The 15842-nt window shown below is 72.6% G+C and carries 11 protein-coding genes; 8 read left to right on the forward strand and 3 right to left on the reverse strand.

Features of this window, described 5'->3' with window-relative positions; translation table 11 throughout:
- Window positions 1–186 precede the first annotated feature (186 nt).
- On the reverse strand, window positions 187–4002 hold the full coding sequence (locus ABZ193_RS05815; RefSeq protein ID WP_354709064.1) for a GH92 family glycosyl hydrolase: 3816 nt from the start codon (window positions 4000–4002) through the stop codon (window positions 187–189).
- Between the two features lie 189 nt (window positions 4003–4191).
- Here ABZ193_RS05815 and ABZ193_RS05820 point away from each other — a divergent pair, with 189 nt between their 5' ends.
- The 3 genes from ABZ193_RS05820 to ABZ193_RS05830 are packed head-to-tail and all read left to right on the forward strand — an operon-like array spanning window position 4192 to window position 6442.
- A complete protein-coding gene (locus ABZ193_RS05820) occupies window positions 4192–4752 on the forward strand; it encodes a TetR/AcrR family transcriptional regulator (protein WP_354709065.1) in 561 nt (186 codons plus the stop codon).
- Between the two features lie 38 nt (window positions 4753–4790).
- Window positions 4791–5462 carry a HEAT repeat domain-containing protein gene (locus tag ABZ193_RS05825; protein WP_354709066.1) on the forward strand — a complete coding sequence of 224 codons (672 nt, stop codon included), beginning with the start codon at window positions 4791–4793 and terminating at the stop codon, window positions 5460–5462.
- On the forward strand, window positions 5456–6442 hold the full coding sequence (locus tag ABZ193_RS05830; protein WP_354709067.1) for a HEAT repeat domain-containing protein: 987 nt from the start codon (window positions 5456–5458) through the stop codon (window positions 6440–6442). The genes ABZ193_RS05825 and ABZ193_RS05830 overlap by 7 nt, the downstream gene beginning before the upstream one ends.
- Before the next feature lie 162 nt (window positions 6443–6604).
- On the opposite strand, the gene ABZ193_RS05835 is transcribed toward ABZ193_RS05830, so the two are convergent.
- Together ABZ193_RS05835 and ABZ193_RS05840 are read right to left on the reverse strand one after the other, a co-directional pair.
- Window positions 6605–7894 carry a M20/M25/M40 family metallo-hydrolase gene (locus tag ABZ193_RS05835; RefSeq protein ID WP_237334848.1) on the reverse strand — a complete coding sequence of 430 codons (1290 nt, stop codon included), beginning with the start codon at window positions 7892–7894 and terminating at the stop codon, window positions 6605–6607.
- Window positions 7887–8714, reverse strand: coding sequence for a M55 family metallopeptidase (locus ABZ193_RS05840; RefSeq protein WP_237334849.1), 828 nt, complete (start codon window positions 8712–8714; stop codon window positions 7887–7889). The genes ABZ193_RS05835 and ABZ193_RS05840 overlap by 8 nt, the downstream gene beginning before the upstream one ends.
- Window positions 8715–8829: 115 nt before the next feature.
- On the opposite strand from ABZ193_RS05840, the gene ABZ193_RS05845 reads away from it, so the two are divergent.
- The 5 genes from ABZ193_RS05845 (at window position 8830) to mptB (ending at window position 15788) form a co-directional block, all read left to right on the forward strand.
- A complete protein-coding gene (locus ABZ193_RS05845; RefSeq protein ID WP_354709068.1) occupies window positions 8830–10635 on the forward strand; it encodes an ABC transporter substrate-binding protein in 1806 nt (601 codons plus the stop codon).
- 2 nt (window positions 10636–10637) lie between these two features.
- Window positions 10638–11654 carry an ABC transporter permease gene (locus tag ABZ193_RS05850; protein WP_020417947.1) on the forward strand — a complete coding sequence of 339 codons (1017 nt, stop codon included), beginning with the start codon at window positions 10638–10640 and terminating at the stop codon, window positions 11652–11654.
- Window positions 11651–12547, forward strand: a complete 897-nt coding sequence (locus ABZ193_RS05855) for an ABC transporter permease (RefSeq protein ID WP_237334851.1) — start codon at window positions 11651–11653, stop codon at window positions 12545–12547. The genes ABZ193_RS05850 and ABZ193_RS05855 overlap by 4 nt, the downstream gene beginning before the upstream one ends.
- The gene (locus tag ABZ193_RS05860; protein ID WP_354709069.1) at window positions 12544–14160 is read left to right on the forward strand and encodes an ABC transporter ATP-binding protein; all 1617 of its coding nucleotides are present in this window, start codon (window positions 12544–12546) and stop codon (window positions 14158–14160) included. Before ABZ193_RS05855 ends, ABZ193_RS05860 begins: the two co-directional genes overlap by 4 nt.
- Before the next feature lie 74 nt (window positions 14161–14234).
- Window positions 14235–15788 (forward strand): polyprenol phosphomannose-dependent alpha 1,6 mannosyltransferase MptB, encoded by a 1554-nt coding sequence (gene mptB / locus ABZ193_RS05865; protein ID WP_354709070.1) that lies wholly within the window; start codon window positions 14235–14237, stop codon window positions 15786–15788.
- The last annotated feature ends 54 nt before the right edge of the window (window positions 15789–15842 follow it).

The raw sequence follows: 15842 nt of genomic DNA on the forward strand, positions 1-15842 counted from the left end.
GGTGGGGCAGGCGCGGCAGTCACGTGCCGCCGAGCGGGGCCAGCCGGGCGGGCGTCCGCGGTGGCGCGGATCCACCAGTGGCGGCGCCTCGCCGGCGCGACAATCACTTGGCACCACCCGCCCCAGCATCTTCTGCCGAGCACCGCCGGCGCGGACCGGGCGCGGCAATCACCGCCCACCCCGCTCTCACTTCGTGCCGAGCAGTTCCACCTCCGCCAATCCCGCGGCGCCGCCTGTGCTGCTCGTGATCCGCAGCCGGTAGTGGGCGTACGCGCCCGGCTCGGCGATCTTGAACGCCCGCGTCTGCTGCCGCCACGTGAACGTCTCCCCGGAGCGGCTGTCCAGCGGTGTCCAGGTCTGCCCGTCGGCCGAGCCCTCCAGCACCCACGCGCTCGGGTCCCCCGCCTCCTTGGCCGAGGTGAGCGTGTAGAACGTCGCGGTCACCGGGCCCGGGACCGGACAGTCGACCGTCTCCAGCGGGCGCGCCTGAGTGGCCGAGGTGTTGTCGAACAGCGGCCCGCCGGGCGTCGTCAGGTCCGCGGGCGGCTGGGGCGGCGAGTCGCCCGTCGTGAGCGAGGGCGGGACCTCCGTCGCCCCCCAGCGCGACGGGCTCGGGCCCATCGCGAAGTCCAGCGTGCCGCCGCCCGCGATCACGTCGTGCGGCAGCGACGTCGAGTTCCACGTCCGGCCGTTGACCCGCAGCCCCTGCACGTAGACGTTGCGGGCGTTGTTCTTCGGCGCGTTGATCACCAGGTCCCGGCCGCCCGCGAGGTGCACCGTCGCCTTGGTGAACAGCGGCGACCCGACCGCGTACTCCGGGCTGCCCATCCGCAGCGGGTAGAACCCGAGCGCGCTGAACACGTACCACGCCGACATCTCGCCGTTGTCCTCGTCGCCGGGGTAGCCCTGCCCGATCTCGCTGCCCAGGTACAGCCGGGACAGCGCTTCCCGCACCCTGGCCTGCGTCTGCCACGGCTGCCCGGCGAAGTCGTACATGTAGGCGATGTGGTGGGAGGGCTGGTTGGAGTGGCCGTACTGGCCCATCCGCACGTCCCTGGCCTCCCGCATCTCGTGGATCAGGCCGTTGTACGCCCCGGGGAACCCGGCGGTCTCCGGCGTGGCGAAGAACTGGTCCAGCTTCCGCGCGAGCCCGTCGCGGCCGCCGTAGAGGTTCGCCAGCCCCTGCCCGTCCTGCGGCACGGTGAAGGCCATGTTCCAGCCGTTGGTCTCGGTGTAGTCGTGGCCCCACTCGCGCGGGTCGTACTGGCCGGGCGGGACGCGGAACGCGCCGTCGGCGGAGCGGCCCTGGAAGAACCCGACCGCCGGGTCGAACATGTGCACGTAGTTCTGCGCGCGGCCGCGGAAGTACTCGGCGTTCTCGGCGTACTCGCGGCGGCGCGGATCGTCCGGCGCGGCCTCGTCGGCCAGCTTCTGCGCCATCATCGCGATGCCGAAGTCGTTGAGGTAGCCCTCGATCGCCCATGACATGCCCTCGCCGGTCGAGGTCGGCGTGTAGCCGAGGAAGATCGACTGCTCCAGGCCCTTGCGGCCGACGTTCTCGTTGGGCGGGGCGACCGTGGCGTTGCGGATCGCCGCGTCGTAGGCCGCCTGGACGTCGAAGGCCCGCACGCCCTTGAGGTAGGCGTCGGCGAAGGCGACGTCGGAGCTGGTCCCGGTCATCAGGTTCGCGTAGCCGGGGGAGGACCAGCGCGCGACCCAGCCGCCGTCGCGGTACTGCTGGAGGAACCCGTCGATCATCCGGCCCGCCACGTCCGGCGTGAGCAGCGCGTAGGCGGGCCAGGTGGTGCGGTAGGTGTCCCAGAACCCGTTGTTGACGTAGATCTCGCCGTCGACGACCTTCGACCCGGTGTGCGTCGGCGTGTCCGGCCCGGCCTTGGGCGAGACCGGGCTCGCATAGGCGGGGCGCGGGCTGCGCGTGGTGCCGACGTTCTCGAACCCGGAGTTGGGGTAGAGGAACAGCCGGTACAGGTTCGAGTAGAGCGTGGTCAGCTGGTCCCGGCTGGCGCCTTCGACCTCGATCACGCCGAGCTTGCGGTCCCACGCGGCCTGCGCGGCCGAGCGGACCGTCTCGAACGCCGTGCCCGCCGGGATTTCCTGCTCCAGGTTGCGCTTCGCCTGGTCGACGCTGATCAGCGAGGTCGCGATCCGCATGCCCACGACGCCGCCGCGGCCCGGGTCGAACTTCAGGTAGCCGCGCACGTGGTCCCGTCCCTCGCCGGGCAGCATGTCCCCGCCGGTGACCGGCCGGTCGAAGGCCGCGTAGACGAACATGCGGCCCGCGCCCGCGGAGTTGCCGCTGCGCACGTCGGTGAACCCGGACAGTGTGCCCGTGGCGGGGTCGAGGGTGAGGCCGCCGGCGTCGTCGAAGTTGTCGAAGATCAGGTTCGCGTCGCCGCCGGGGAAGGTGAACCGGAACGCCGCCGCGTGGTCGGCGGGCGCGATCTCGGCCTTGACGCCGTTGTCGAACGTCACGCCGTAGTAGTGCGGTTTGGCGGTCTCGTTGGCGTGGTCGAACGACAGTGCCCGTGCGGCCCGGTTCGCGTCCGGCACGCCGGCGGCGGCCGAGGGCATCACCTGGAAGGTCTGCCGGTCGCCCATCCACGGGCTCGGCTCGTGGGACAGCGACAGCGCTTGCAGCGCGGGCCGGTTCTGCGCGTTGTTGCCCTCCTGGTAGCGGTAGAGCCAGTTCAGCGAACCGGCGTCGGTGACCGGGGTCCAGAAGTTGAAGCCGTGCGGCACCGCGGTGGCGGGGAAGTTGTTGCCGCGGGAGAACGTGCCGTTGGCGTTCGTGCCGCGGGTGGTGAGCACGTGGTCGGACAGGCGGGTGACGCGGGCCTGCGGCGCGGCGGGCCCGAGCGTGATGTCGTCGAACCAGCCGTTGAACGAGGCGGCGCCGTTCGGGTTGTCGTAGGCGATCAGGATCCGCGCGACGGTCTTGCCGCGGGCGACCGTGCCGATCGCCGAGCGCACCAGGTTCCACTGGTTGGCGTAGAGCGACTTGGCCGCGCCCTGCCCGCGGGGGCTGAGCGGGAACCCGTACTGGTCCACCGCCCCGAGGGTGGACAGGTAGGTGCCGTCGGTGAAGGCCAGGTCGACCGAGACGTTCGTGCTCGGGTACTTCAGGTCGTTGCCGGTCAGCTCGGGGAACACGGTGTAGGACAGCTCGGTGTCGGCGCGCACCGGGATCCGCACGTCGAACACCTTGTTGTAGGAGTAGCCGTGCGGCGCGGTCTGGGTGCCGACGTAGTGGAAGGCACGCAGCCCGGTGAACCCGGCGCGCGGTTTGCTGGTGTAGCCGGCGGGCGGGCCGCTGTCCGGGTAGGACCGCATGGCGGGCAGCGGCGGCGGGGCCGGCTGGTCGTCGGCGAGCAGCAGTTCGGCGAGCTGGACGATGTCCGCGCCGCCGTTGGCGGTGATGTCCAGCCGGTAGAAGCGGTGCGTGGCGGTGGCGGCGAGGCGGAACTCCCTGGCCTCGAGCCGGTCGCCGAACGTCTGGCCGCTCTGGCTGTCCACTGTGGTCCAGGTGGCGCCGTCGTCGGAGCCCTGCAGGGTCCAGTCCCGGGGGTCCCGTTCCGGGGCGTCGTTCGCCGAGGTCAGGCCGTAGCGGGTGATGGCGACCGGCTCGGCGAACTCGATCTGCACCCAGCCGGTGGGGGCGAAGGCGAGCCACTTGGACTCCGGGCTGCCGTCGAGCACGTTCAGCGCGACCTCGCCTGCGCCGGTGTTCTCCGCGCTCGCGGTCGCGCCGGTGGCACGGCCGCGCACGTCGCCCGGGATGGCCGAGCCGTTCGCGCCGTTCACGCCCGAGGTGAGCGGGCGGCCGTCCGGCCCGGTCTCCACGGTGTCCACCCAGTCCGGCTCGGGCTGGCCGGCTTCGAACGACGACGCGAACCGCACCGGTGCCTCCGCTCCCGCGGGCGGCGCGGCGACCAGACCGGTCATCAGCAGGGCGACGGCCAGCGCGCGAATGGTTCGGACCATGTCAGGCAGCGAAACGCGCGGGCCGGGGCACCGTCAAGCGGCCACGCCAAAGCTGGCCCAAACCGGACAGGGACGGGTGAATCCCGCACCGCGATCGGCCGCCCCAGGTTTAGCCTGATCAGCGCCGCCGTGGAACGCAACGGACCGTTGCAATGCAACGCACCGTCGCGTTGCGGTTAGGGTGAGGCCATGCCGACCGGTGCCGGGCCCCGCCGGGTCCAGGAGATCTTCGCCGCGACCCTCGACCTGCTCACCGAGCACGGCTACGACGGGCTCACCATCGAGGCGATCGCCCAGCGCGCGGGCGTGCACAAGACGACCCTCTACCGCTGGTGGTCGTCGAAGGACGAACTGCTCGCCGCGGCCGTGACCGGCTCGGCGCTGCTGGACTTCCCCGTCGCCGACACCGGCAGCCTGCGCGGCGACCTGCTCGCCGTGGCCACCCGCCTGTCCCGGCTGCTGACCCGCCCGGCGACCGCGGCGGTGCTGGCCGCCGTGCCGGGTCGCCCGCTCCTCGCCGAAGCGACCAGCGCGTTCTTCACCGGCCGGCTCACCCGCGACCACCCGGTCTTCACCAGGGCCGTGGAACGGGGCGAGCTGGCGGCGGACGGCGACGCGGACCTGGTCGTGGACCTGCTCGCGGGCGCGCTGTGGTTCCACCTGCTGCTCTGCGGCGGCAGCGCGGACCGGCGCTACCTGGCGCGGCTGGTGGATTCGGTCCTGACCGGCGTCAGCGTCCGGCGCGCTTGACGTTGACACTGTGACAAGGTCTTCACTGGGACGCGGAGGTGGTTCCGATCAACCCGACACACCGCGACCTGCTCGGCGCCCTGAGCGCCGGGAACCCGTCCACGCGGCTCAAGGCCGCGCTGGCGGCAGGCACGCACCCCGACCCCGGTCTCCTCGGCGAGCTGGTGGCCCGCAGCGCGGTCGAGCCGGACTTCTTCGTCCGCGACATGCTCACCTGGGCGCTGACCCGGCTGCCCGCGGAGATCACGGTGCCCCGGCTCCTCGCCGAGCTCACGTCCGGGCGGGCTCAGGCACGCAGCCAGGCGCTGCACACCCTGTCCAAGATCGGGGACCGGAGCGCGTGGCCCGCGATCACCCGCGCGTTGCTGCACGACGCCGACGACGAGGTCGCGCGCAGCGCGTGGCGGGCCGCGGTCGTCCTGGTGCCCGACGAGGAGCGCGCCGCGCTCGCCGACGACCTGGCCGCACAGCTGGGCCGGGGCGACCGGGCCGTGCAGCTGAGCCTCAGCCGGGCGCTCGTCGCGCTCGGCGACGTGGCCGAGCCGGCCCTGCGGACGGGGCTGGCGAACCCGGACCCGGTGGTGCGCGCGCACGCCCGCGCCACGCAGCGGCTCCTGCGTGACCCGGACGCGGGGTTCGCCCTGGACGTCGAGGAGGCGAAGCGGGTGGCCGCGCTCGGCCCGGAACGCGCGGCGGGCACGTCGTGCTGATCGGCGAAGTGGCGCGCCGCTCGGGGGTGAGCACCCGGATGCTGCGGCATTACGACACCCTCGGGCTGGTGCGCCCGACCGGCCGCACGGTCGGGGGCTACCGGGAGTACTCGGACGAGGACATCCGCCGGATCTTCCACGTGGAGAGCCTGCGGTCCCTCGGGCTGTCGCTGCGGCAGATCGGCCGTGCGCTGGCGGATCCCGGGTTCACACCGTCCACACTGGTCGCCGACCTCATCCGGCGGACCGAGGACCGGATCCGGCGGGAGCAGGAGCTGCTGGAGCGGCTCCGCGCGGTCGACGCCTCCGCGCCGTCGGGCTGGCCGGACGTGCTGCGCATCGTGGAGCTGCTGCACGGGCTGAACTCGCCCTACGCGGCGCGACGGCAGCAGGCCGCGCTGACCGAGGCCGTGCCGGTGCCCGCCGAACTGCTGGCCGAGGCGGTACTGGCCGAACCCGACGCGAACGTGGCCGGCGCGCTGCGGTGGGCACTCGCGCGCGCCGGCGGCGACGGGGTGGCCAGCCTGGTGCCCGGCCTGCGGGCCGACGACGTCGAAGTCCGGCGCCGCGCGGTGCTGGCGATCGCGGAGATGCCGGGGGACGAGGCGACCGAGGCGCTGACCGGAGCACTGAAGGACCCGGACGGGATCGTGCGCAGGCACGCGGCGCTGGCACTGGGCCGGTCCGGCGTCGCGGCAGCGGTGCCGGCGCTGTTGGGCATGGTGGTGTCCGGTGACGGCGACGTCGAGGCGGCGGAGGCGCTGGGTGCGCTGGCGCTGGACCCCGGGCACGCGGAGCCGGTGATGAGCGCGCTCACCGGTGAACTCGCCGCGCACGCCACGGACTCCGCGGTGCGGCTCCGCCTGACCCAGGCACTCGCCGAGATACCACCACCGCTCGCACACGCCGTACTGCGGCAACTGACCGACGACGAGGACCGCACGGTCGCCCTCCTCGCCACGGCCCTGCTGGGGGAGTGAGGCTGTGGCTTTGAGCGGCTGTGGCGGATCCTGGCGAGGACAGCGCCGACGGGGTGGGGGCGCTCCCGCGCGGAGCGCGACCGCGAGGGGTGGCGGGCTGGCGGGAGGAGCCGCCACCCGCACCGTCTTACGCGAGCCACCCACGAGGGACGCTCTGCCCACTCAGCAGTGAGTGAGGAAGTGCTCCAGCACGCGCTTCCCGAAGTGTAGCCCCTCCAGCGGCACCCGTTCGTCCACGCCGTGCGCCATCGCCCGGTACTCGAAGCCCTCGGGCAGCCACAGTGGCGCGAAGCCGTAGCAGGCGATGCCCAGCGGGCTGAACGCCTTGGCGTCCGTGCCGCCGCCCATGCAGTACGGCACCACGACCGCCTCGGGGTCCTGCGACCGCAGCGCCTCGGCCATCGCGGTGAACCACGGGGAGTCCACCGGCGCCTGCACGGCCGGCTGGCGTGCCACGAACTCGCGCGTGACGTCCGGCCCGAGCAGCTCGTCGAGCTGGTCCAGCAACTGCTTCTCGGTGCCCGGCAGGGTCCGGGTGTCGATCTGGGCCTGCGCCAGGCTCGGGATCACGTTCACCTTGTACCCGGCGTCCAGCATCGTCGGGGTGGTGCTGTTGCGGATGGTCGGCTCGACGAGCTTCGCCGCCGGGCCCAGCCGCGCCATCGTGCCCTCCACATCGGACAGATCCACCTCGACGCCGAGCGCCTCGCCGGTGCGGACCAGGAACGCCTCCACCGTCGGCGTCAGCGTGACCGGCCACTCGTGCGCGGCGATCCGGTTCAGCGCCTCGATCAACCGCACCACCGCGTTCTCGTGGTTGGGCCGCGAAGCGTGCCCGGCCCGGCCCCGCGCCGTCAGCCGCATGTGCGCGGTGCCCCGCTCGGCCGTGCCCACCGGGTAGAGCCGCTTCACCGAACCGTCGGCCGCGGGCACGTGGTAGGTGTAGCCGCCGGACTCGCTGATCGCGGCCACACACCCCTCGAACAGCTCGCGGTGCTCGTCGGCCAGCCAGTGCGCCCCGTACTCGCCGCGGTCCTCCTCGTCGGCCACGAAGGCCAGCACCAGGTCGCGCCGCGGCCGCAGCCCGTCCGCCACCGCGGTCAGCACCATCGCGATGAAGTCCTTCATGTCCACCGCGCCCCGGCCCCACAGGTAGCCGTCCCGGACCTCGCCGGCGAACGGCGGCACCGTCCAGTCCGCGGCGTCGGCGGGCACCACGTCCAGGTGCCCCTGCACGAGCAGCGCCGGCAGCGTGGGGTCGGCGCCGGGGAGCCGGGCGACCACGTTGGTGCGCCGCGGCGCGGACTCCAGCACCACCGGTTCGAGACCGGCGCCGGCGAGCACGCCCGCGACGAACTCCGCCGCGTCCCGCTCACCCTCGGCGTCGCCGTGGCCGCGGTTGGTGGTGTCGAACCGCAGCAGCTGCGCGCACAGACTCTCGACGTTAGCCATACTTCCCCTGCACCGCGCCCGCGGCGATCGCCGTGACCACCTTGAACGCCTTCATCGCTTCGGTCATCGTTGCCGCGTCGAACCCGACCCGGCGCACACCGGTCTGCTCGACGGTCGGCACCACCGCGGCGGCCTGCGCCAGGTGGCTCGCGTCGAACTCGACCTCGATGCGGTGCGCGGCGGCCGCACCCGGCGCCCGCACCGCACGGTCCATGCTCGCCCGTGCGGCCGCGCTCAGCATCTCGGCGGTCCGCGACGGGGGAAGGCAGATCGCGGCGTAGCGGCTCACGCACTCCTTGACGGCGACCAGGCGCGCGCCCGGCGCGTAGTCGGCGGCGTCCTCGCACGTCCGGTCGTCGCCGGACACCAGCAGCACCGGCACCCCGTGCTCGGCGGCCAGGGCGGCGTTGAGGCGGCCCTCACTGGCGGGCACCCCGTCCAGCCACACCCCGGTGATCTGGTTCTCCAGGTAGGTGTGCGACAGCACCCCGTCCGCGCCCGCCCCGGCGTGGTAGCCCAGGAACACCACCCCGTCCACGCCGGAGTCGATGCCCTGCATCATCGACAGCGGCTTGTGCCGCCCGGTGAGCAGGCGGGCCCGGTCGTCCAGGTCCTCCAGCAGCAGGTTGCGCTGCGACGAGTGCGCCTCGTTGACCAGCACGTCGCTCGCGCCGCCCGCGTGCAGGCCGCGGACCACGGCGTTGACGTCCCCGGTGAACAGACGGCGGAAGCGCTGCCACTGCTCGGTGCCGGGGACGACGTCGTCGGTCCAGGTGACGCCGGTGGCGCCCTCCATGTCCGCCGAGATCAAGATCCGCATGGTCCAGACCTTACGTCACGGCTCGGCAACACCACTCGTGAGTCGTTGACTCCACGTGCTTGGAAGTGGTTACTTTCCGGTTTCGGAATCAGCCAGAGAGGTGGGACCTGTGGGGATGCGTTTCCCGAGACGAACGCGGGCAGGCGCGGCGGTGGCCGCCGCGGCGCTGGTGGCGGGCCCGTTCGTGCCCGCGGCCCAGGCGCAGCAGCAGAGCGGCACGGTGCTGCGCGTGGCGCTGGTGCAGGAGATCGACCACCTGAACCCGTTCCTCGCCTCGTTCGCCTCCAGCACCATGGTCGGGCGCATGACCTGGGAGTTCCTCACCCTGCCCTCGGCCGAGGACAACACCCCCGCGCCGGGCCTGGCCGAGTCCTGGTCCACCTCGCCGGACAAGCTCACCTGGACCTACAAGATCCGGGACGGCGTGAAGTGGTCCGACGGGCAGCCGGTCACCGCGAAGGACGCCGCCTACACGTTCACGCGGATCATGACCGACGAGAACGCCCAGGAAGCCAACGGCACCTACGTCGAGAACTTCGAGTCGGTCACCGCCACCGACGACCGCACCCTGGTCATCAAGACGAAGACCCCGCAGGCCAGCATGACCGCGCTGGACGTGCCGATCGTGCCCGAGCACATCTGGGCGAACCAGCCGAACATGACCGACCCGGCCACCGACTCGGTGCCCGTCGTCGGCGTCGGCGACGGCCCGTTCCTGATCACCGAGTACCGGCCCAACGAGCTGGTCCGGCTCAAGGCCAACCCGGACTACTGGCGCGGCCGCGCCAAGATCGACGAGCTGCAGTTCATCAGCTACAAGAACTCCGAGGCCGCGGTCAACGCGCTGAAGAACGACGAGGTCGACTTCGTCAACCGGCTCACCTCGACCCAGTTCGACACGCTGAAGAACGCCGAGGGCATCACCACGAACCAGGCGATCGGCCGCCGCTACCGCGAGATCATCGTCAACCACGGCGCCCAGACCCAGTCCCGCCAGCCGATCGGCGACGGCAACCCGGTGCTCAAGGACGTCCGCGTGCGGCAGGCCATCGCCCGCGCACTGGACCCGCAGACCCTGGTGGACAAGGTGCTCGGCGGCTACGGCCAGACCGGCGGCGGCATCGTGCCCGCCTCCTTCCCGGCCTACCACTGGGAGCCCGCGGCGAACGAGCGCTACAACTTCGACCCGGCGGCCGCCAACGCCCAGCTCGACCAGGCCGGATACCCGCGCGGCGCCGACGGCACCCGGATCGGCCCGGACGGCAAGCCCATCGAGCTGCGCCTGCTCGGCCGCGCCAGCGAGGACTTCGCCCAGCGCGCCTCCGACTACGTGGTCAGCTGGCTCGGCGCGATCGGCATCAAGGCGACCAAGCAGCTGGTCTCCGACAACGAGGTCGACGAGCGCACCAACAACGGCACCTACGACCTCGCCTTCTCCGGCTGGGGCACCAGCCCGGACCCGGACTACATCCTGTCCAAGCAGACCTGCGCGGCCCTGCCCGCGGTGGCGGGCAGCAGCAGTAGCACCTCGTTCTTCTGCGACCCCGAGTTCGACCGCCTCTACGCCGCCGAGAGCACCGAGTTCGACCCGGCCAAGCGTGCCGACCTGGTGAAGCAGGCCCAGGCCCGCTACTACACCCAGGTGCCCAGCATCGTGCTGGACTACGACAACGTGCTCGAGGCCTACCGCTCGGACAACTTCGCGAGCTTCACCAAGCAGCCCGCGGGCACCGGCCAGATCATGGAGCAGAGCGGCTACTGGGGCTTCTACGGCGCGACCCCGGCCGAGGGCGGCTCGTCCTCCAGCGGCGGCCTGTCCAGCGGCGCCTGGATCGCGATCGGCGCCGGTGTCGTGGTCGTCCTGGCCATCGCGGGCACGGCGGCCGGGCGGCGCCGCAAGTCCGCCGACGACCAGGAGTAGGCGTGACGAACGCGCTCTCCACCGCCGCGGCGGAGCTCGACGAGCCCCGCCGCGGCACCGGCACCGCCCGGTTCCTGCTCGGCAAGCTCGGCGGCGCGATCGGCAGCCTGCTGCTCGTCGTCGCGCTGGGTTTCCTGCTGTTCCGGATGATCCCCGGCGACCCGGTCACCACCCTGACCCGCGACCGGCCCACCAGCCCGGAGCAGCTGGCGCAGCTGCGGGCCCGGCTCGGCGTGGACCAGCCGCTGTACCGGCAGTTCCTGGACTACCTCGGCGGGCTGCTGCACGGCGACCTGGGCACCTCCTACGGCTACAACCGGCCGGTGAGCGCGCTCATCGGCGAGCGGCTCGGCCCCACGCTGCTGCTCGTCGGCACCGCCACCGTGCTGGCCGTGGCGCTCGGGCTGTGGCTCGGCGTGCGCGCGGCGTGGCGGCGGGGCAGCCTGTTCGACCGCACCCACACCGGGATCGCGCTGACGCTGTGGTCGATGCCCCAGTTCTGGCTGGGCCTGCTGCTGCTCATCGCCACGCAGGGGGTGTTCCCCAGCGGCGGCATGCGCTCCCCGGACACCCCGCCGGAGTTCTTCCCGCAGCTGCTCGACGTCGCCCACCACCTGGTGCTGCCGTGCGTCACGCTGCTCGCGGTGATCTACGCCCAGTACATGCTGGTCATGCGGTCGTCGCTGCTCGGCGAGATGAACGCCGAGTACCTCACCACCGCCCGCGCCAAGGGCCTGCGCGAAGACCTGGTGCGCCGCCGCCACGCGGTGCCCAACGCGCTGCTGCCCACCGTGACGCTGGTGTTCCTGCAGTTCGGCCTGGTGGTGTCCGGCACCGTCACGGTCGAGACCGTGTTCTCCTGGCCCGGGCTGGGACTGCTCACCTACGAAGCGCTGCGGGTGCCGGACCTGCCGCTGCTGCAAGGAGTCTTCGTGGTCATGGCCGGCTCGGTCATCGTGATGAACCTGATCGCCGAGGTGCTCTACCGCGTGCTCGACCCCCGGGTGCGTGCGCAGTGACCGCGCCTGCCGCGATCGCCTGGCAGCGCCGCCGCGCCGCGGCCGCTTCGGTGTGGCGCGAGTTCGCCGCCGACCGCGGCGGCCTGGCCGGGCTGGGCGTCCTCGTGCTGGTGGTGCTGCTGGCGGTGCTCGCGCCGGTGATCACCGACCCGGCCGGGCTGGACGTGGTCAACGCTCCCGGAAAGCCCTTGCAGCCGCCCAGCGGCGAGTTCCCGCTCGGCACCGACATCGACGGCCGCTCGGTCCTGCTGCTCACGTTGTGGGGCGCGCGGGTGTCGCTGCTGGTCGGGTTCGCCGCGACCATCCTGTCCGTGCTGATCGGCACGCTCGTCGGCATCGCCGCCGCGCACTTCGGCGGCTGGATCTCCGGCCTGCTGATGCGGTTCACCGACTTCTTCCTGGTGCTGCCCTCGCTGGTGCTGGCGATCGCGCTGTCCACCGTGCTGCCGCACGGCGTGCCGACGATCATCGTCGCGGTCGGGGTCACCTCCTGGCCCACCACGGCCCGGCTGGTGCGCGCGCAGACCCTGACCATCGAGTCGCGGCCCTACATCGAACGGGCCCGCGCCCTGGGCGGCGGGCACCTGCACGTCATCGGCAAGCACGTGCTGCCCGGCGTGCTGCCGCTGGTGCTGGCCAACACCACCCTCGTGGTGGGCAACTCGATCATCGCCGAGTCCACGCTGTCCTTCCTGGGCCTTGGCGACCCGACCGCGCCGTCGTGGGGCCAGATGCTGCAGCGCGCCCTGTCCTCCGGCGCGGTCACCGGCGGAGCGTGGTGGTACCTGATCCCGCCCGGCCTGGCGATCGTGGTGATCGTGCTGTCGTTCACCCTCGCCGGCCGCGCGCTGGAGACGGTGCTCAACCCGCGGCTGAAGGGGGAGCACGCGTGAGCCTGCTGGAGATCAAGGATCTGCGCGTCGCCTACCGGGACGTGGAGGCGGTGCGCGGCGTGGACCTGACGCTGGCGCCGGGGGAGACCCTCGGCGTCGCCGGGGAGTCCGGCTCGGGCAAGTCCACGGTCGCGATGAGCGTGCTGCGGCTGCTGCCCAAGTCCGCGAAGGTCACCGGGGAGATCCGGCTCGACGGCGAGGACGTCACCACCATGCGCTGGGGGCACCTGCGCGCGGTGCGGTGGGCCAAGGCGTCGGTGGTGTTCCAGGGCGCCATGCACGCGCTCAACCCGGTCCGCACCATCGGCGACCAGATCGCCGAACCGATCCGGCTGCACGACCCGTCGGCCACCGACGTCGACGGCCGGGTCGCCGAGCTGCTGGAGTCGGTGGACCTGCCGCCGTCCCGCGCCGGGGCCTACCCGCACGAGCTGTCCGGCGGGCAGAAACAGCGCGTGATGATCGCGATGGCGCTGGCCTGCCGCCCGCGGCTGATCATCGCCGACGAGCCGACCACCGCGCTCGACGTCATCGTGCAGGCCCAGGTGCTCGACCTGCTGACCCGCCTGGTCGCCGAGCACGGCCTCGGCCTGATCATGATCAGCCACGACCTGTCCGTGCTCGCCGCGACCTGCGCGCGCATCGCCGTGATGTACCGCGGGGAGATCGTCGAAGAAGGCCCGTCCGCCGAGGTGATGCGCTCGCCGCGGCACGAGCACACCCGCGCGCTGGCTGCCGCGTTCCCCACGGTCGGCGACCCGGCCGCCCGCTTCGCGCCCGCCACCACCGCGCCGCTGCCGCCGGAACCGGACACCCCGCCCGCGCCGGACGTGCTGCTGGCCGCGGAAAACCTGCGGGTCAGCTTCCGCGACCGGCGTGGCGCCCGCATCGACGCCGTCGCCGGTGTGGACCTGCAGGTGCGGCGCAACGAGATCGTCGCGCTCGTCGGCCAGTCCGGCTCCGGCAAGACCACCCTCGCCCGCACACTGCTCGGCCTGCAGAAACCGACCTCCGGCGTGGTCCGCTACGACGGGCAGCCGGTGCCGTCGGCGGGCGCGGCGCTCAAGGCCTACCGGCGGCACGTCCAGCTCGTGCTGCAGGACCCGGCCAGCGCGCTCAACCCGCGGCACACCGTCTACGAGGCCGTCGCCGAGGGGCCCCGCATCCACCGGATGCCCGGCGACGAGCGGCAGATCGTCACCGAAGCGCTGGAGGCCGCGGAACTGCGCCCGGCCGAGCACTTCCTGCACCGGCTGCCGCACGAGCTCTCCGGCGGGCAACGGCAGCGCGTGGTCATCGCCGGCGCGCTCGCCCTGCAGCCGGGGGTGCTCGTCGCCGACGAGCCCGTCGCGTCGCTGGACGCCTCGGTGCGCGGCGAGATCCTCGGGCTGCTGCTGCGGCTGCGCCGCGAACTCGGGCTGGCCGGCCTGGTCATCACACACGACCTCGGCCTGGCGTGGAACATCGCCGACCGCGTCGCCGTGATGTACCGCGGCGAACTCGTCGAGGTCGGCACCGTCGAGGAAGTCCTGCTCGACCCGGAGCACGAGTACACGCGCTCCCTGCTCGCGGCGCTTCCGGGAGGAACGACGCGAGCTTCACTACCGTCCTGAATGCCCGCAAGTCAAGGAAATGACGTTCCCGGCGCGAACCGGCACGGGAACGGTGTGTAATCTCCGTGGACGAAATGGCGACCACCACTGACCCCGCTCCCGGGGCGCCCGCGCAGGCGCACCCGGCCGCGCGCGTGCGCGTGCCCTCGCGGTTCCCGTACCGCACGATCGCGATGGGCACCCTCGGCAGTCTCCTGCTCCTCATCGGCGCGCTCGGGGCCGGTGGCATCCTGATCCGCGACCCGGTCCTCGGGCACGGCCCACTGTCCTGGGTCCGCTACGGGCACGGGCAGATGCTCGCCAACGCGGTGCTCTACGGCGGGTTCGCGCTCGTGGTGTGGGCGTGGGTCCGGCTGGGCCGCTACATGCTCGCCGGGCGCATCGGCAGCAGGCCGATCCTCGTCGCCGCGGCGTGCTGGATGGCGCCGCTGCTGGTCTCGCCGCCGCTGTTCACCCGCGACGTGTTCTCCTACCTCGGCCAGGGCGCCCAGCTGCTGCACGGGCTCGACCCGTACGCGCACGGCCCGGCCGAGCTCGAGGTGCTGCGCGACGTGGTGCAGAACGTGCACCCGGTCTGGCAGACCACCCCGGCGCCCTACGGCCCGCTGTTCCTGCTGATCGCCAAGGGTGTCGTCGCCCTGACCGGCGACAACGTGATCGCCGGCGTCATCGTGACGCGCCTGGTGCTGCTGATCGGCCTGGCGATGATGCTGTGGGCGCTGCCGCGGCTGGTGCGCCACCTCGGCGGCAAGCTGCCGATCACCGTGTGGCTCGCGGTCGCCAGCCCGATGACCGTCATCCACCTCGTCGGCGGCCCGCACAACGACCTGCTGATGCTGGGCTTCCTGACCATCGGCGTGCTCGCCGCGCTGGAACGCAAGCACGCGGTCGCGATCGTGCTGGTCACGATCGGCATGCTGATCAAGCCGACCGCGGCGGTCGCGCTGCCGTTCCTGGTGTGGGTGTGGGCCAACCACCTGCCCCACCCCAGCCGGGTCCGCAGCTTCTTCCAGGCCGGCGCGATCTCGGTCGGCCTGTTCGGGGTCGTGTTCGTGGTCGGCACCTGGGTGTCGCTCGGCTCGTTCAACCTGGGCTGGGTGACCGGCCTGCAGGCGCCGACGCTGGTGACGAACTGGCTGAACTTCCCGACCGGGCTCGGACAGCTGGCGCACACGCTGGTGAACCTGGTGATCACCGTGCCGGAGTCGCCGTTCGTGACGGTGGCCCGCGCACTGGCGATGCTGACGCTGGCCGCGTTCGGCGTGCGGCAGTGGTGGAAGGCGCGCAACGGCGGCAACGAGGCGATCTTCCGGATGGCCATGACGCTGCTGGCCACCGCGATCCTCGCCCCGCCGACCCTGCCGTGGTATCTGACCTGGGGCTTCGTGATCGCGTCGGCGTTCCCGTGGCGGCGCAGGCACCTGGCCATCGTGGTCGCCGTGGCGTCGTTCCTGGTGCTCGCCTACTACCCGACGGGCGAGCAGGCCCTCTACGACTGGTGGTTCGTCGTGGTGGTCCTGGCGCTGTCGGTCTACGCGGCGGCTTCGCTGCTGCGCCCGGACCCCCTCGGCCTGGTCGGCGCATGGCGGCGCCAGCCCGAGGTGCCGGACTTCGTCGCCAAGGGCTAGCTGTTGGGGTCATGGACGTTGTTGACGGTGTGGTCGGCGCGTCGGGTTGATCAA

The sequence above is a fragment of the Amycolatopsis sp. NPDC006125 genome, assembly GCF_040614195.1.
Taxonomy (GTDB): Bacteria; Actinomycetota; Actinomycetes; order Mycobacteriales; family Pseudonocardiaceae; genus Amycolatopsis_E; species Amycolatopsis_E tucumanensis.